The organism is Amycolatopsis sp. NPDC049691 (genome assembly GCF_040675005.1).
Classification (GTDB): domain Bacteria; phylum Actinomycetota; class Actinomycetes; order Mycobacteriales; family Pseudonocardiaceae; genus Amycolatopsis.
Genome location: NZ_JBFANX010000019.1, coordinates 59,836 through 76,883, shown reverse-complemented (window position 1 = coordinate 76,883; position 17,048 = coordinate 59,836). Strand labels below are relative to the sequence as shown.

The following is a 17,048-nucleotide window of genomic DNA, read 5'->3' as shown; positions in this document are numbered from 1 at the left end:
TCGCCCCCGTCACGCGAGTCCCAGCTCGTTGTCGATGAAGTCGAAGATCTCGGTTTCGCTGGCCGTCTCGAGCTTCTGCCGCGTGCTTTCCGCCGGCTCCGCGCCCAGCCGGCCCAGCAGTGCCTGCAGCCGGGCGGTGACGCGGGTGCCCTGCTCGGCGGTCAGGTCGGCGAAGGCCGCTTCGATGCGTTGGAGCGCGGCTTCGGCCGGGTCGGCGGGCGCGAGTTCGCGGCCGAGGTGCGCGGCGAGCGCGGCCGGGTTCGCGTAGTCGAAGCCGAGCGTCGCGGGGAGGGCCAGACCGGTGGCGGCGGCGAGCCCGTTGCGCAGCTCGACCGCGGTGAGCGAGTCGAGGCCCAGTTCCTTGAACGCCAGCCCGGGATCCACTGTGGACGGACCGGCGTACCCGAGCACGGCGGCGACCTCGGCGCGCACCAGCTCGAGCAGCGCGCGGTCCCGTTCGGGCCCGGTCAGGGTGTCGAGCTTGGCGCGGAAGTCCGCTTCCGGGGTGGCCTGCCTGGCTTCGGGCAGCTCGTCGAACAGCCGCCCGGCGCGGAACCGGTCCCAGTCGAAGTCGGCGACCGTGACGACCGGCTCGCCACCCGTGAGCGCGCGGTGCAGCGCGGCGGTGGCCAGGGCGGGTGCCAGCGGACGGATGCCGCCGCGTTCGGCGCGGGAACTGTTCCCGGCGGCCATGCCGGCCCCGGCCCACGGGCCCCAGGCGATCGAGGTGGCGGGCAGGCCGAGCCCGGCGCGGTGTTCGGCGAGCGCGTCGAGGACGGCGTTGGCGGCGACGTAGTTGCCCTGCCCGGCCGCCCCGAGGGTGGCGGCGAGGGAGGAGAACAGGACGAAGGCGGAGAGGTCCCGGTCGCGGGTGAGTTCGTCGAGGTTTCGCGCCGAGTCCACTTTGGCCTTCAGCACGGTCGCGAGCCGCTGCGGGGTAAGGGAATCGAGGACGCCGTCGTCGAGGACACCGGCGGCGTGCACGACGGCGTCGAGATCGGGAAGGGTGCCGAGGAGTCCGGCGACGGCGTCCCGATCGGCGAGATCGACCGCGGCGACGGTGACTTCGGCACCGAGCGAACGGAGTTCGGCTTCGAGTTCGGCGGCCCCCGGAGCGGCGGGGCCGCGGCGCCCGGCGAGCACGACGTGGGGAGCACCGGTACGGGCCAGCCACCGGGCGACTTCGGCCCCGAGCGCGCCGGTGCCCCCGCTGACGAGCACGGTCCCGCGCGGTGTCCACGGCTCGGCGGGGGTGATCGGGGCGCGCACGAGCCGGCGGGTGAAGGTGCCGGCGGGGCGGATGGCGAGCTGGTCCTCCCCTCCGGGGGTGGCCAGGGCGGCGATCAGGCCGGCCAGCTCGGGGTCGCCGGGGTCGGCGGCCAGGTCGGCGAGGCCGCCCCACCGGTCGGGGTGTTCGAGGGCGGCGGTCCGGCCGAGGCCCCAGATCCCGGCGGACAGCGGGTCGACGAGGGTTTCCCCGTCGACCGCCACGGCGCCGGAGGTGAGGTGCCACAGCGGCGCGGTGAGGCCGGCGTCGCCGAGGGACTGGACGAGGGTGGTGCTCAGCGCGAGTCCGAGGGGGACGGACGGGAGGCCGGGCGTGGCGTGGACGGCCAGGCCGAGCAGGGAAAGAACGCCGGTGACCGGGCTGAGACCGGCTTCGGCGAGCGAGGTGGGCAGTGGCTGGGCACCGGCAACCGAGCCCCGGGCGGCCCCGCCGAGCACCGGCCCCGCACCGGCAACCGACCCCCGGGCGGCTTCGCCGAGCGTCGACTCGGCACCGGCGCCCGCCAGCAAGCGCGCGGTCAGCGCCTCTCGGTCGAGGTCGGCCTCTCCCAGCAGCACCGGCGCCGGCTCGGCCCCCGCCTCCGCGAGCGCCGACAGCACCGCCTTGACCAGCGGGTCACCGTCGAACCCGGCGGGCACCGCCACCAGCCACCGGCCGGTCAACCCGGCCCGCGGCCGATCCGCCACCAGCCGCCACGACACCCGGTAACGGCACGCGTCCGAAGGCGACCCGTTCGAAACCACCGGCTCCGGCCAGAACACCCGCCGCTCGAACGGGTACGTCGGCAACGCCACCTTCCGCGTCCCGGACGACAGCCCGGCCCAGTCCACCGCCTGCCCGCTGACGTGCAACGACCCCAACGCCAGCAACACCGAAGAGACCTCCGGCCGGTCCTTGCGCACCGTCGGCACACATCCCGGGGCCAGCGCCGACAACGTCCCGTCCGGACCCAGCTCGACCAGCCGCGTGACTCCGGCCGAACGCAGCGTCTCGACCGCCGCGGCGAACCGCACCGGCTCGCGTACCTGGCGGACCCAGTACCCCGGGTCCGTCAGCTCGTCCGCGACCCGCCCGGTCACCGTGGACACCACGGGCACGCGCGGCCCGGCGTAGCCGATCCCGCGCGCCACCTCGGCGTAGTCCTCCAGCATCGCGTCCATACGAGCCGAGTGAAACGCATGCGAGACCCGCAAATCCCTAGACTTCACCCCGCGCGCCGTCAGCTCCGCGGCGATCTCGGCGAGGACGTCGCCCTCGCCCGACAGGACCACCGACCGCGGCCCGTTCACCGCGGCGAGGTCCGCGCGGCCCGCCGCGACCGACAGAACCTCCTGCTCAGCGGCCTGCACCGCCAGCATCGCGCCCCCGGGCGGCAACGCCTGCATCAGGCCCGCCCGCGCCGCCACCAGCGTGCCCGCGTCCGCCAGCGAGAACACCCCCGCGACGTGCGCCGCGGCCAGTTCGCCGATCGAGTGCCCCGCCAGGTAGTCCGGCCGGACGCCCCACGACTCCAGCAGCCGGAACAACGCCACCTCGAACACGAACAGCGCCGGCTGCGTGTACCCCGTCTGGTCGAGCGCCACCGCGTCGCCGAACACGACCTCGCGCAACGGCCGGTCCAGCGCCGGGTCCAGCACCGCGCACGCGGCGTCGAACGCGTCCGCGAACGCCGGGAACCGCGCGTACAGCTCCGCCCCCATCCCGACGCGCTGCGAACCCTGCCCGGCGAACAGCATCCCCGTCGCCCCCGAGCCGGCCTGACCGGTCACGACGCCCGGGCCCTTCCCGCCCGAGGCCACCGCCGTCAGCCCGGCCAGCAGCTCCGCGCGCGACGCGCCGGTCACCACCGCCCGGTGGTCGAACGCCGCCCGGCCGGCCAGGGTCAGGCTGACGTCGGCCGGAGCGGCGTCCGAGTCGAAGGCCGCGAGCCGGCGCGCCTGCTCCCGCAGCGCCGGCTCCGACCGCGCCGACAGCGGCCAGGCCACGACACCGGCCTCGACCGGAGTGACGTCCCGCGCCGGCGGCTCCTCGAGGATGACGTGGGCGTTCGTACCGCTGAAACCGAACGACGAAACGCCCGCCCGGCGCGGCCGCTCCCCAGGCGGCCAGGGTTGCTCGGAGGTCAGCAGCGCCACCGCGCCGCTGGTCCAGTCGACGTGCCGGGACGGCCGGTCCGCGTGCAGCGTCTTCGGCAGGAGGCCGTGCTCCAGCGCGAGCACCATCTTGATCACCCCGGCGATCCCCGCCGCCGCCTGCGTGTGCCCGATGTTGGACTTCAGCGACCCCAGCCACAACGGCGTGGCGCGGTCCCGGCCGTAGGTCGCCAGCAGCGCCTGTGCCTCGATCGGGTCGCCCAGCTCGGTACCGGTGCCGTGCGCCTCCACAGCGTCCACATCGGACGGAGCCAGCCCGGCGGCAGCCAGTGCGGAGCGGATGACCCGCTGCTGCGACGGGCCGTTCGGTGCGGTCAGCCCGTTCGACGCGCCGTCCTGGTTCATCGCCGAGCCGCGCAGCACCGCGAGCACCGGGTGTCCGAGCCGTCGCGCGTCCGACAGCCGTTCGACCAGCACGACGCCGGCGCCTTCGCCCCAGCCCGTGCCGTCCGCGTCGTCGGCGAACGCCTTGCAGCGGCCGTCCGCCGCGAGCCCGCCCTGGCGGGAGAACTCGACGAACGCGCCGGGCGTCGCCATCACCGTCACACCGCCGGCCAGTGCCATCGCGCACTCCCCCGCGCGCACCGACTGCGCCGCCAGGTGCAGCGCGACCAGCGACGCCGAGCACGCCGTGTCCACCGTGACGGCCGGGCCGCCGAGGCCCAGCACGTACGACACCCGGCCCGAGACGACCGAAGCCGCGTTCCCGGTGCCGACGAACCCGCCGAAGTCCTCGCCCGAGCCGGCGAGCACCGCCGGGTAGTCCTGCCCGTTGGTCCCGAGGAACACGCCCACGTCCGGACCGCCGGCCGGGTCGACGCCCGCGCGTTCCAGGGTCTCCCACGCGGTCTCCAGGACGAGCCGCTGCTGCGGGTCCATCGCCAGTGCCTCGCGCGGCGAAATGCCGAAGAAGGCCGGGTCGAACTCCGTGACGCCGTCGACGAACGCGCCGCCGCCCGTGACGACCCCGGCCGCCGCGAGGCCGGCGATGTCCCAGTGCCGGTCGGCGGGGAAGCCCGAAACCGCGTCGCGTCCGGAAACCAGCAGCTCCCACAGGTCTTCCGGCGTCCGCACCCCGCCGGGGAACCGGCAGCCCATCGCCACGACGACGATCGGATCCTCGGTGGACACCGCGGGCCGCTCGACGACCGGCGGTTCGCTCGACGTGCCCGCCAGGTGCGCGGCCAGGTCGGCGGCCGTCGGGTAGTCGTAGATCAGCGTCGCGGGCAGGTCCGCGCCGGTGGCCGCGCCGAGGCGGTTGCGCAGCTCGACGGCGGTCAGCGAGTCGAACCCGAGGTCCTTGAACGACTTGTCCGCCGCGACCTGGTCGGCGTACCCGAGCACCGCCGCGACCTGACGGCGCACCAGGGTCAGCATGTCCACATCGGACGGTTCGGCCACCGCGGTGCCGGCCGCCTCGGGCAGTTCGGTCAGCAGCCGGCTCGGCCGCACCGCGGTGAGCGCGGGGCCGTAGGCGGGCCAGTCGACGTCGGCGAGCGCCACCGTGACGTCCCCGGCACCGAGCGCCCGGTCGAGCGCCGCCACCGCGAGTTCGGGGTCGAGCGGGGTGAGACCGCCTCGGAGCAGCCGGTCGCGGACGGCGGCGTCGGCCGCCATCCCGGTGTCGGCCCACGGCCCCCAGGCGAGCGACGTCGCCGGGAGCCCGCGGGCCCGCCGGTACGCGGCCAGCGCGTCGAGGTGGGCGTTCGCCGCGGCGTAGTTGCCCTGCCCGGCCGAACCCACGGTGCCGGCGAGTGAGGAGAACAGCACGAACGCCGACAGCTCGCGGTCCGCGGTGGCCTCGTGCAGCACCTGGGCGGAGACCGCCTTGGCCCGCAGCACGCGGTCGAGCTTTTCGGGGGTGAGCCCGTCGAGCACGCCGTCGTCGAGCACGCCCGCCGCGTGGACCACGGCGGTCAGGTCCGGCAGGGACGCCACGAGCGCGGTGACCGCGTCCCGATCGGCGCAGTCGCAGGCCACGACGCTGATCTCGGGCATCGCCGGTTCGGTCGCCGCCGGGCCGCGGCGGCTCGCCAGCACGACGCGCGACGCGCCGCGCTCGACCGCCCAGCGCGCCAGGTGGCCGCCGAGCGCGCCGGTGCCGCCGGTGATCAGCACCGTCCCGGTGATCGTCCACTCGGGACAGTCGCCGGACAGCGGCGCGCGCACGAGCCGGCGCGCGAAGACGCCGGAGGGCCGGATCGCGACCTCGTCCTCGGCGCCGTCGGTGAGCACTCCGCAGAGCCGGTCGAGACCACGGTCGTCGAGCTGCCCGGGCAGGTCGACCAGACCGCCCCAGCGGCGCGGGTGTTCCACGGCGGCGGACCGGCCGAGGCCCCACACCTGGGCCTGCTCCGGGTGGTCGAGGGGGTCGGACTTGCCGGTCGACACCGCGCCCCGGGTCAGGCACCACAGCGGCGCGGACCAGCCGCGCGTGCCCAGCGCCTGGATCAGCGCCAGCGTGTCGGCCACACCCAGCGCCGAAAGAACCCCGGCGGGTTCGTCGCCGACCTCCGCCAACGCGCTGACGTCGGACAGCTCGACGACCTCCGCACCCCGGGCCCGCAGGCCCGCGGCCAGGTCGCTTTCCGTCGCGAGCAGAAGCCAGCGGCCGGAGAGCCGGGTCGCGGTCGTCCCGGTGACCGGTCGCCAGGCGACCCGGTAACGCCACCGGTCCACAAGGGACTCTTCGTGCCGGCGGCGGCGCCAGGCGGCCAGCGCGGGGAGGACATCGCTCAGCGGTGTCTCCGCGGGCACGTCCAGAGCGTCGGTCACCGCGGCGAGGTCCTCGTGCTCGACCGCCGACCAGAAGTCGTCCGCGTCGGTGTCCGCGACCGCGGCGGACTCCGGCGAGGTGAGCCAGAACCGTTCGTGCTGGAAGGCGTACGTCGGCAGGTCGACCCGATGGGCGCCCCGGAGCAGCGCCGTCCAGTCGGGCGCGCCGCCCCGGACGTGCAGCTCGGCCAGCGCGGCCAGCGCCGACTCCCGTTCGTCCCGCGACGCCCGCAGCACCGCCACGACGGGCACGCCGGCCATCCCGGCGAGGGTCCCGTCCGGGCCGACCTCGACGAACCGCGTGACGCCACGGGCTTGCAGGTCCGTCATCCGGTCGGCGAACCGGACCGGTTCGCGCACGTGCCGCACCCAGTACTCCGGGTCGGTCAGGTCGGCGGTCCCGCCGGTCACGATCGGCAGCCGCGGCGCCGAGAAGGTCAGCCCGGCCGCGACCTGCCGGAACTCCGCCAGCATCGGCTCCATCAGCACCGAGTGGAAGGCGTGCGACACGCTGAGCCGCTTGGTCTTGCGCCCGCGCGAGGCCAGTTCGGCCGCCGCCGCCAGGACCGCGGCTTCGTCGCCGGACAGGACGACCGAGCCGGCCGCGTTGACGGCGGCGAGGTTCACCCGCTCACCCAGCAGGGGCCCGACCTCGGCTTCGGTCGCCTGCACGGCGACCATCGCCCCGCCGGGCGGGAGGGCCGCCATCAACCGCGCCCGCGCGGCGACCAGCGTGCAGGCGTCGGTCAGCGACAGGATCCCGGCGACGTGCGCCGCCGCCAGCTCGCCGATCGAATGCCCGGCCAGGAAGTCCGGCCGGACGCCCCACGACTCCAGGAGCCGGAACAGGGCCACCTCGACCGCGAACAGAGCGGGCTGCGTGTAGCCCGTGTCGTCCAGCGACCCGCCCGAGATCACCTCGGCCAAGGGCAAGCCGAACTCCGCGCACACCGCGTCGAAGGCCGACGCGAACACCGGAAAGGCGGACCGCAGCCCGGCACCCATCCCGATCCGCTGGGAACCCTGGCCGGAGAACAGGAACGCGGTCTTGCCCGCCTTGCCGATGACACCGTCCACCACGGACGGATGCGGCGAACCGGCTGCCACCGCGTCCAGCGCACTCACGGCCGAAGCGGTGTCGGCGGCGAGCACCACCGCCCGGTGTTCGAACGCCGACCGGCCGGTGACCAGCGAGAACGCGGTGTCCGCCGGCGACGGGCCCGTCGTCAGGTGCTCGCGCAGTCGGACGGCCTGCTCCCGCAAGGCTTCCGCGGACCGGGCGGACAGCACGAGCGGAACCACACCGTCCACCGCGGTCGCCTCGGCGGGCGCGGAGTCGTAGCTCTCCAGGATCACGTGCGCGTTGGTGCCGCTGATGCCGAACGACGACACGCCGGCCCGGCGCGGAGTCTCCCCGGCCGGCCACGAGACGTTCTCGGTGAGCAGCTCGACGCGCCCGGCCGTCCAGTCGATGTGCGGCGACGGCTCGTCGACGTGGACCGTGCGCGGCAGCAGCCCGTGCCGCATGGCCAGGATCATCTTGAGCACGCCGGCGACTCCCGCGGCCGCCTGCGTGTGGCCGATGTTCGACTTCACCGAGCCGAGCCACAGCGGCCGGTCGCGGTCCTGGCCGTAGGTCGCCAGCAGCGCGTGCGCCTCGATCGGGTCGCCCAGGGTGGTGCCCGTGCCGTGCGCCTCGACGACGTCCACATCGGACGGTGCGAGCCCGGCGCTCGCCAGCGCGGCCCGGATGGCCTGCTGCTGGGCCGGGCCGTTGGGCGCGGTGAGCCCGTTGGACGCGCCGTCGGAGTTGACCGCCGAGCCGCGGACCACGGCCAGCACCGGGTGCCCGTTGGCGAGGGCGTCCGACAGCTTTTCGACCAGTACGAGCCCGACGCCCTCGGACCAGCCGGTGCCGTCGGCCGCGGCCGCGAACGGCTTGCACCGCCCGTCGGGCGCGAGCCCGCGCTGGCGGCTGAACTCGAGGAACATGCCCGGCGTCGACATCACCGTCACCCCGCCGACCAGCGCCAGCGAACACTCGCCGCGCCGCAGGGACTGGGCCGCCCAGTGCAGGGCGACCAGCGACGACGAGCACGCCGTGTCCACGGTGACCGCCGGGCCCTTGAGCCCGAGCTGGTAGGCGACCCGGCCGGAGATCACTGCGGTCGAGTTGCCGGTGAGCAGGTGTCCTTCGACGCCGTCGGGCAGCGCGGTCAGGCCGGAGCCGTAGCCGGTGGACGTGCCGCCGACGAAGACCCCGGCTTTCGTGCCGCGCAGGGACAGCGGGTCGATGCCGGCGCGTTCGATCGTCTCCCACGCCGTTTCGAGCAGCAGCCGCTGCTGCGGGTCGGTGGCCAGCGCCTCACGCGGGCTCATCCCGAAGAAGCCGGGGTCGAACTCGGCCGCGTCGTAGACGAACCCGCCCTCGCGGACGTAGCTGGTGCCCGCCTGCTCGGCGTCGCCGGAGTACAGCGCCGCGGGCCAGCCGCGGTCGGCGGGGAAGCCCGCCATGCCGTCGCCGCCGTCGGCCAGCAGCTGCCACAGCTGGTCGGGGGTGCGGACGCCGCCGGGGAACCGGCAGCCCAGCCCGATCACCGCGACCGGTTCGGCGTCGCGCTCCTCCACCTCGCGCAGCCGCTGGTTCGCCGCGCGCAGGTCGGTGGTGACCTTCTTGAGGTAGTCGAGCAGCTTTTTCTCGTTGTCGGAGGTCACGCCCCGAACTCCTTGTCGATCAGGTCGAACAGCTCGTCGGCGGAGGCAGCTGCCACTTCGTCGTCCAGCTGCGGTTCACCGGTCCACCAGGCAAGCAGGCTCTGCAGCCGCTCGGTGATCTCGTCCCGGCCCTCGTAGCCTTCGGGCAGCGCGGCGAGGGATGTGCGCAGCTCGTCGACGGCCCCCGCCGCCGACGGTGCCGCCGGCGCGATCTCGGCGAGCAGGTAGCCGGCCAGCTCGCGGACCGTCGGGTAGTCGAACACCAGCGTCGCGGGCAGCCGTTTCCCTGCGACCGCGCCGAGCCGGTTGCGCAGCTCGACCGCGGTGAGCGAGTCGAAGCCCAGTTCGGAGAACGCCTTCGCCGGATCGATGTCCACTGTGGACGCGTGGCCCAGCACCGCGGCGACCTGACCGGACACCAGGTCCGCGACGAGGTCCTCGCGGTCCGCGACCGGGGTCGCGGCCAGCCGCTCGGCCAGTCCGGCGGGCTGGGCCTCGGCGACCGCAGCGACCGCCCGCCGCACCGGCGCGGTGGCGAATTCCCGGAACAGCGGCGCGCCCGAGGACGCCAGCGCGGCCGGGTCGACCCGCATCGGCACCACCGCCGCTTCGCCCGCAGCGACGCCCGCGTCGAGCAGGGCGAGGCCGAGTTCGGCGGACAGCGGCAGCAGCCCCGCGCGGGCCATCCGGCTCAGGTCCGTCTCGGTCAGGCCGCTGGTCATGCCGGCGTCGGCCGACCACGGCCCCCACGCGAGCGCCACCGCGGGCAGTCCGCGGGCGTGCCGGTGCGTGGCGAAGGCGTCGACGAAGGCGTTGGCAGCGGCGTAGTTCGCCTGCCCGGCACCGCCGAACAGCCCGGCGGCCCCGGAGAACAGCACGAACGCGGTCAGGTCGGCGTGCCGGGTCAGCTCGTCGAGGTGCACGGCGGCGTCGACCTTCGGCCGCAGCACCTTGTCCAGGCGGGCCGCGTCCAGGGAGCCGATGACGCCGTCGTCGAGCACGCCGGCGGTGTGCATGACGGCGCGCAGCGGGTGCTCGGCGGGGATCCCGGCGAGCACCGCGGCCAGCGCGTCGCGGTCCGCCGCGTCGCAGGCCGCCACGGTGACGGTCGCCCCGAGGCCGGTCAGCTCGTCCCGCAGCTCGGCCGCCCCGTCGGCCGCGAGGCCGCGGCGGCTGGTGAGCAGCAGGTGCCGCGCGCCGTGCTCGGTGACGAGGTGCCGGGCCAGCAGCCCGCCCAGGCCGCCGGTGCCGCCGGTGATCAGGACCGTGCCCTCGGGGTCGAGCGGCGCGGGCACGGTCAGCACGACCTTGCCGACGTGCTTGGCCTGCTGGAGGTGCTTGAAGGCCGCCGGGGCGCGGTGGACGTCCCACGCGGTGACCGGGATCGGGCGCAGCACGCCCTTCCCGAGCAGGTCGAGGACTTCCCGCAGCATTCCGGCGATCCGGTCCGGGCCGGCTTCGATGAGGTCGAACGCCCGGTAGGCGACGCCCGGGTGGTCCCCGGCGACGACGGCGGGATCGCGGACGTCGGTCTTGCCCATCTCCAGGAACCGGCCGCCGCGGGGCAGCAGCCGCAGGGACGCGTCGACGAACTCGCCGGCCAGGGAATCGAGGACGACGTCGACACCCCGGCCCGCGGTGGCCGCGAGGAACCGGTCCTCGAAGTCCAGGGTCCGCGAGGACGCGATCCGGTCGTCGGCGAGGCCGTGGTCGCGCAGGGCGGCCCACTTGCCGGCGCCCGCGGTGCCGAACACGTCGGCGCCGAGGTGCTTCGCGAGCTGGACCGCGGCCATGCCGACCCCGCCGGCGGCGGCGTGGACCAGTACCGTCTCCCCCGGCCGGACGCGGCCGAGGTCGACCAGCGCGTAGTAGGCGGTGAGGAACACGATCGGCACGGACGCCGCCTCGGCGAACGACCAGCCGTCCGGGACGCGGGCGACGAGCCGCTGGTCGGCGACGGCCAGGGGGCCGAACGCGCCGGCGAACATGCCGAGCACGCGGTCACCGACGGCGAGCCCGGTGACCCCCGCGCCGACTTCGGTGACGACACCCGCGCCTTCCAGGCCCAGCTGCCCGGCCTCGCCGGGGTACATGCCGAGCGCGTTGAGGACGTCGCGGAAGTTGACGCCCGCCGCGCGGACCGCGATGCGCACGTGCCCGTCCGGCAGCGGGCCCTCGACCTCGGGGCACGGCAGCAGGGTCAGGTTCTCGAGGGTGCCCTTGTCGACGACGTCGAGCCGCCACGGTCCGTCGGCCGGCGCGGCGAGCACCCCGCCCGCGGTTTCCGCGCGCACCAGGCGGGCCGCGTGCGGTTCACCGTCGCGAAGGGACAGTTGCGGTTCGCCGGTGGTGAGAGCGGCGGGGATCGCGCCGTAGGACGCCTCCTTGCCGTCGACGTCCACCAGGAGGAACCGGCCGGGGTTTTCGGCCTGGGCCGAGCGGACCAGGCCCCAGACCGCGGCGTTGGCCAGGTCGGTCACCTCACCGCGGTGCGCGACCGCGCCCGAGGTGACGAACACCAGTTTCGCGCCTTCGAGGGTGTCCTCGGTCAGCCAGCGCTGCACCGTCGTCAGGACGAGGCCGGTGGCCGCGCGGACCGCGCCCGGCAGGTCCGCCGCCCGGTCCGGCACGAGCGGCGCGAAGACCACCTCGGGTGGCGTCCCGCCTTCCGCGACCAGCGCGTCGAGGTCCACATAGGACTTGAGCGGGCCCGCCGTGCCGAGCTGGACGCCGAGCTTGTGCGGGTCCGGGCCGAGCACCGCCCAGGTTCCGGTGTCCGGTTCGGACGAGCCGGTCAGCGGGATCCAGTCCACTTGGAACAGCGAGTCGCGCAGCCTGCTCGGTTCGGTCAGCAGCTCGGCCGAGACCTGGCGCATGGCCAGCGAACCCACGGTGGCGACGGGGGCGCCCGCGGTGTCGGCGATGGTCAGCGCCAGTGCGTCCGGGCCCGCCAGGCTCAGCCGGACGCGCAGCGCGGCGGCGCCGGAAGCGTGCAGGGTGACGTCCGACCAGGAGAACGGCAGCCGGCTCTGCCCGGAGCCCGCCAGGGGCAGGTAGAGCAGGGCCTGCAGGGCGGCGTCGAGCAACGCCGGGTGCAGCCCGAAGCGCCGCGCGTCGTCGCGAGCGGGTTCGGGCAGGGCGATCTCGGCGTAGACGTCGTCGCCGTGGCGCCACGCGGCGGTGAGGCCGCGGAAGGCGTCCCCGTAGGCGAACCCGCCGGCCGCGTAGGTGGCGTAGAAATCGTCCACGCCAATGGGTTCCGCCTGCGCGGGCGGCCACTCGGTCAGCGGCTCGCCGGGGTCGCCGGCTTCGACGGCGAGCAAGCCGGTGGCGTGCAGGACCCACTCTTCGGCACCTTCGCCGCGCGAGTGCGCGGTGAACGCCCGGCTGCCGTCCTCGCCGGGCGCGCCGACCGAGCACTGCAGCTGGACACCGCCGCGCTCGGGCAGCACCAGCGGCGCGGCCAGCGTCAGCTCGGCCACGCGGGCGCAGCCGGCCTGGTCCGCGGCGCGGACGGCCAGCTCCAGGAACGCCGTGCCGGGCAGCAGCACCTGGCCCATGACCTCGTGCCCGGCCAGCCACGGGTGTGTGGACAGCGCGAGCCGGCTGGTGAACAGCACCTCCTCGGAGCCGGCCACGGACACCGCCGCGCCGAGCAGCGGGTGGTCCACGGCGGTGAGGCCGGCGGCGGTGACGTCGCCGACCGGCAGCCCGGTCAGGTGCGGCCAGAACCGCTGGTACTGGAACGCGTACGTCGGCAGGTCGACCCGCCGGGCCGCCGTCCCGGCGAACACGGCCGTCCACTCGGGACTCTGCCCGTGGACGTGCAGCTCGCCGACGGCGGCCAGCAGCGTGGCCCGCTCGTCGCGGCCCGCGCGCAGGGCGGGCACGACCACGTCCGCGTCGACCAACGGCGTGAGGACGGCGTCCGGCCCGATCTCGACGAACCGGTTGACGCCCAGGCCCTGCAGGGTCGTGACGGCGTCGGCGAACCGCACGGCCGCGCGCACCTGGCCGACCCAGTACTCCGGTGTGACCACGGACGCGACCGCACCGGTCACCGTGGACACGATCGGCAGGGCCGATTCGGCGTAGGTGATCCGCCCGGCCACCTTCGCGAACTCGGCCAGCATCGGCTCCATCAACGGCGAGTGGAACGCGTGGGAGACCGTGAGCCGCTTGGTCTTGCGGCCCAGCACGGTGAAGTGCCGCTCGATCCCGTCGAGGACGTCCAAGTCGCCGGAGACCACAATGGACGACGGTCCGTTGATCGCGGCGATGCTCACCGTGTCCGTGAGCAGCGGGGTGACCTCGTCTTCGGTGGCGGCGACGGCCAGCATCCCGCCGCCGCGTGGGAGGGCCTGCATCAGCCGGCCCCGCGCGGCGACCAGGCGGCACGCGTCGGCGAGGGAGAACACGCCGGCGACGTGCGCCGCGGCCAGCTCGCCGATCGAATGCCCGGCCAGGTACTCGGGGTGCACGCCCCACGACTCCAGCAGCCGGAACAGCGCGACCTCGACCGCGAACAGCGCGGGCTGGGTGTAGCCGGTTTCGTTCAGCAGCTCCTCGTCGCCGAAGACGACGTCCCGCAGCGGCCGGTCCAGCTCGGTGTCGAAGTGCGCGCACACCGCGTCGAACGCTTCGGCGTACGCGGGGTACTCGTCGTACAGCTCGCGGCCCATGCCGAGCCGCTGCGCGCCCTGCCCGGTGAACAGGAACCCGATCCGGCCTTCGCCGATCGGGCCGGGGAGCGGTCCGTCGACGAGGTCACGCAGGCCTCGCAACAGCTCTTCGGTCTCGGTGCCGATCACCACCGCGCGGTGCTCGAACGCCGAGCGCCCGGTGGCCAGCGACCAGCCGACGTCGGCAGGCCGTTCCGCTTCGAGCCGGTCGGCGAGCTGGGCGGCCTGGGCCCGCAGTGCGGCTTCGGACCGTCCCGAAAGGACCCACGGCACCGGACCCGACCACGCCGGCTCGGCCACCGTGGGCTCGTCCGGAGCCTGCTCGACGAGCACGTGGGCGTTCGTGCCGCTCACGCCGAACGACGAGATCCCGGCCCGGCGCGGGTGCCCGTTCGGCGTCCACTCGACGGCGTCGGACAGCAGCCGCACCTCGCCCGAAGTCCAGTCCACATGGGACGACGGGACACCGGCGTGCAGCGTCTTCGGCAGCAGGTCGTGGCGCAACGCCAGGACCATCTTCATGATCCCGGCCGCGCCCGCGGCGGCCTGGGTGTGCCCGATGTTCGACTTGACCGACCCGAGCCACAGCGGCCGGTCGCGGTCCTGCCCGTAGGTGGCCAGGACGGCCTGCGCTTCGATCGGGTCGCCGAGCACCGTGCCGGTGCCGTGCGCTTCGACGGCGTCCACTTCGGACGGCGCCAGTCCGGCGTCGGCCAGCGCGGCGCGGATCACCCGCTGCTGCGACGGCCCGTTGGGCGCGGTCAGGCCGTTCGAGGCGCCGTCCTGGTTGACCGCGCTGCCGCGGACGAGGGCGAGCACCGGGTGGCCGTTGCGGCGGGCGTCGGAAAGCCGTTCGAGGAGCACCATCCCGGCGCCCTCGCCCCAGCCCGTGCCGTCGGCGTCGTCGGAGAACGCCTTGCAGCGGCCGTCGAGCGCGAGCCCGCGCTGGCGGCTGAACTGGATGAACCCGGACGGCGTCGACATGATCGTGACGCCGCCGGCCAGCGCCAGCGAGCACTCCCCCGCCCGCAGCGCCCGGGTGGCCAGGTGCACGGCGACCAGCGACGACGAGCACGCCGTGTCGACCGTGACGGCCGGGCCTTCGAGGCCGAGCGCGTAGGAGATCCGGCCCGACACCACGGAACCCGCGTTGCCGGTCATCGTGTAGCCCTCGACGCCCTCGTCGTCACCGAGCGCGAGCAGCGGGGTGTAGTCCTGCCCGTTCGAGCCGGCGAACACGCCGACCGGGCCGCCGCGCAGCGACGCCGCGTCGATCCCGGCGCGCTCGACGGCTTCCCACGCCGTCTCCAGCAGCAGGCGCTGCTGCGGGTCCATCGCCAGGGCTTCACGCGGGTTGATGCCGAAGAACGCGGCGTCGAACCTGCTGGCGCCGTCGAGGAATCCGCCGCGGCGGGTGTAGGACGTGCCCTGGTGGTCGGGGTCCGGGTCGTAGAGCGCGTCGAGGTCCCAGCCGCGGTCGTCGGGGAAGTCGGTGATCGCGTCTTGGCCTTCGGACAGCAGCGCCCACAGCTCCTCCGGCGAGCGGACGCCACCGGGGAACCGGCAGGCCATCGAGACGATGGCGATCGGGTCGTCCTCGACGGCCTTCGGCGTGACGTCCACTGTGGACGTCGATTCGGCCGGCTCGCCCAGCTCCGTCTTGAGGTGCGCGACGAGCGCGGTCGTCGTCGGGTAGTCGAAGATGAGCGTCGCGGGCAGCTTGAGCCCGGTGGCCGCGGACAGGCGGTTGCGCAGGTCGACCGCCGTCAGCGAGTCGAAGCCGAGGTCGGTGAACGCGCGGTTCGGCTCGACTTCGCCCGGCCCGCCGTAGCCGAGGACGCCGGCGACCTGGGTGCGGACGAAGTCGAGGATCTCGCGTTCGTCCAGGCCGACGGCCGCGCTCTCCGGCCCGGTCGCCATCGCCGCGCGGGCCTCGGGGATGCCGAGCAGCAGCGGGCTCGGCCGGACGGCGGTGAACGACGGGACGTACCGCGCCCAGTCGACGCCGGCCACGGTCAGCGTGGTCTCGCCGTGGTCGAGGGCCTGCTGCAGCGCGGCGATCGCCAGCTCGGGGTCGAGCGCCTGGATGCCGCCGAGGCGCTGCCGTTCGGCGACGGCGGCGGCGTCGGCCATCCCGGTGTCGGCCCACGGGCCCCAGGAGATCGACGTCGCGGCCAGCCCGAGCGAGCGCCGGTGCTCGGCGAGCGCGTCGAGGTAGGCGTTGGCGGCGGCGTAGTTGCCCTGGCCGGGTCCACCCCAGACACCGGCCGTCGAGGCGAACGAGACGAACGCCGTCAGGTCCAGGTCCTTGGTCAGCTCGTGCAGGTGGAAGGCGGCCAGTGCCTTCGGCTTGAGCACCGCGGTGAGGCGGTCCGGGGTGAGCGAGTCCAGCACGCCGTCGTCGAGGACACCGGCCGCGTGGACGACGGCGGTCGGCGGGTGCTCGGCCAGCACCGCGGCGAGGGCGGCGCGGTCCGCGACGTCGCAGGCCACGACGGTCGCCCGGGACCCGAGCCCGGCGAGTTCTTCGCACAGCTCGGCCGCGCCCGGGGCGTCCGCGCCGCGACGGCTGGTGAGCACCAGGTGCCCGGCCCCGCGGCCGGCCAGCCACCGGGCGACCTTGGCGCCGAGTGCGCCGGTACCACCGGTGACCAGCACGGTTCCCTCCGGCGTCCACTCGTGGCCCGGCGGGGTGTCCCGCAGCGGCGAGCGCAGGAGGCGGCGGGCGAACACGCCGGACGCACGGACGGCGACCTGGTCTTCGTCGCCGGTGAGCGCGGCGACCACCCGGGCGAGGGCGCGGTCGTCGAGGTCGGCGGGCAGGTCGAGCAGGCCGCCCCAGCGGCCGGGGTGTTCGAGCGCGGCGACGCGGCCGAGGCCCCACACCGCCGCCTGGGCCGGATTGCGGAGCGCGTCGGCCTTGCCGGTCGACACCGCGCCGCGGGTGAACGTCCACAAGGGAACGTCGCCGGCGGCTTGGATCAGGGTCAGCGTGTCGATGAGCCCGCGGTAGGACGTGTCGGTCCCCAGCAGGTTCACGAGTCCGGCTGCTTCGACGTCCCCGATCCACTCGGCCAAGGTGGCCCGGTCGATCCCGGGCTCGACCTCGATCGTGGTGACTTCCGCGCCGAAGCGCTCCAGCGGCAGCGGGGTCTCGTCGTCGGGGCGGCGCACGACGAGCCAGGTGCCGTCGAGCCGCGAGGAGGCATCGGCGGTGACCGGCTGCCAGCCGACGCGGTAGCGCCAGTTGTCCACTGTGGATTCTTCACGGCGTTGCCTGCGGTACGCGGCCAGCGCGGGCAGCAGCCCTTCGACGGCGGCCGCGTCGAGGCCGAGCGTCTTGGCCAGCTCGCCGACGTCGTCGCGCTCGACGGCCGACCAGAAGCCGGCGTCGGCCGCATCGGAGGCCGCGGCGACATCACTCGGGCCGGGCAG

2 protein-coding genes (1 of these 2 running past the window's edge) are annotated in these 17,048 nt (G+C 75.0%); both read right to left on the bottom strand.

What is annotated here, in order from left to right; translation table 11 throughout:
• Window positions 1-9: 9 nt before the first annotated feature.
• Entirely contained in the window at window positions 10-8,931 is an 8,922-nt protein-coding gene (locus AB0J40_RS34640; protein WP_364461750.1) for a type I polyketide synthase, read from the bottom strand.
• Window positions 8,928-17,048, bottom strand: the end of a protein-coding gene (locus AB0J40_RS34635; protein WP_364461747.1) for a type I polyketide synthase. Its footprint extends 16,080 nt past the window's final position; 8,121 of the gene's 24,201 nt are visible here — the last part of the coding sequence; its start codon lies beyond the right edge, outside the window; it ends in the stop codon at window positions 8,928-8,930. The genes AB0J40_RS34640 and AB0J40_RS34635 overlap by 4 nt, the downstream gene beginning before the upstream one ends.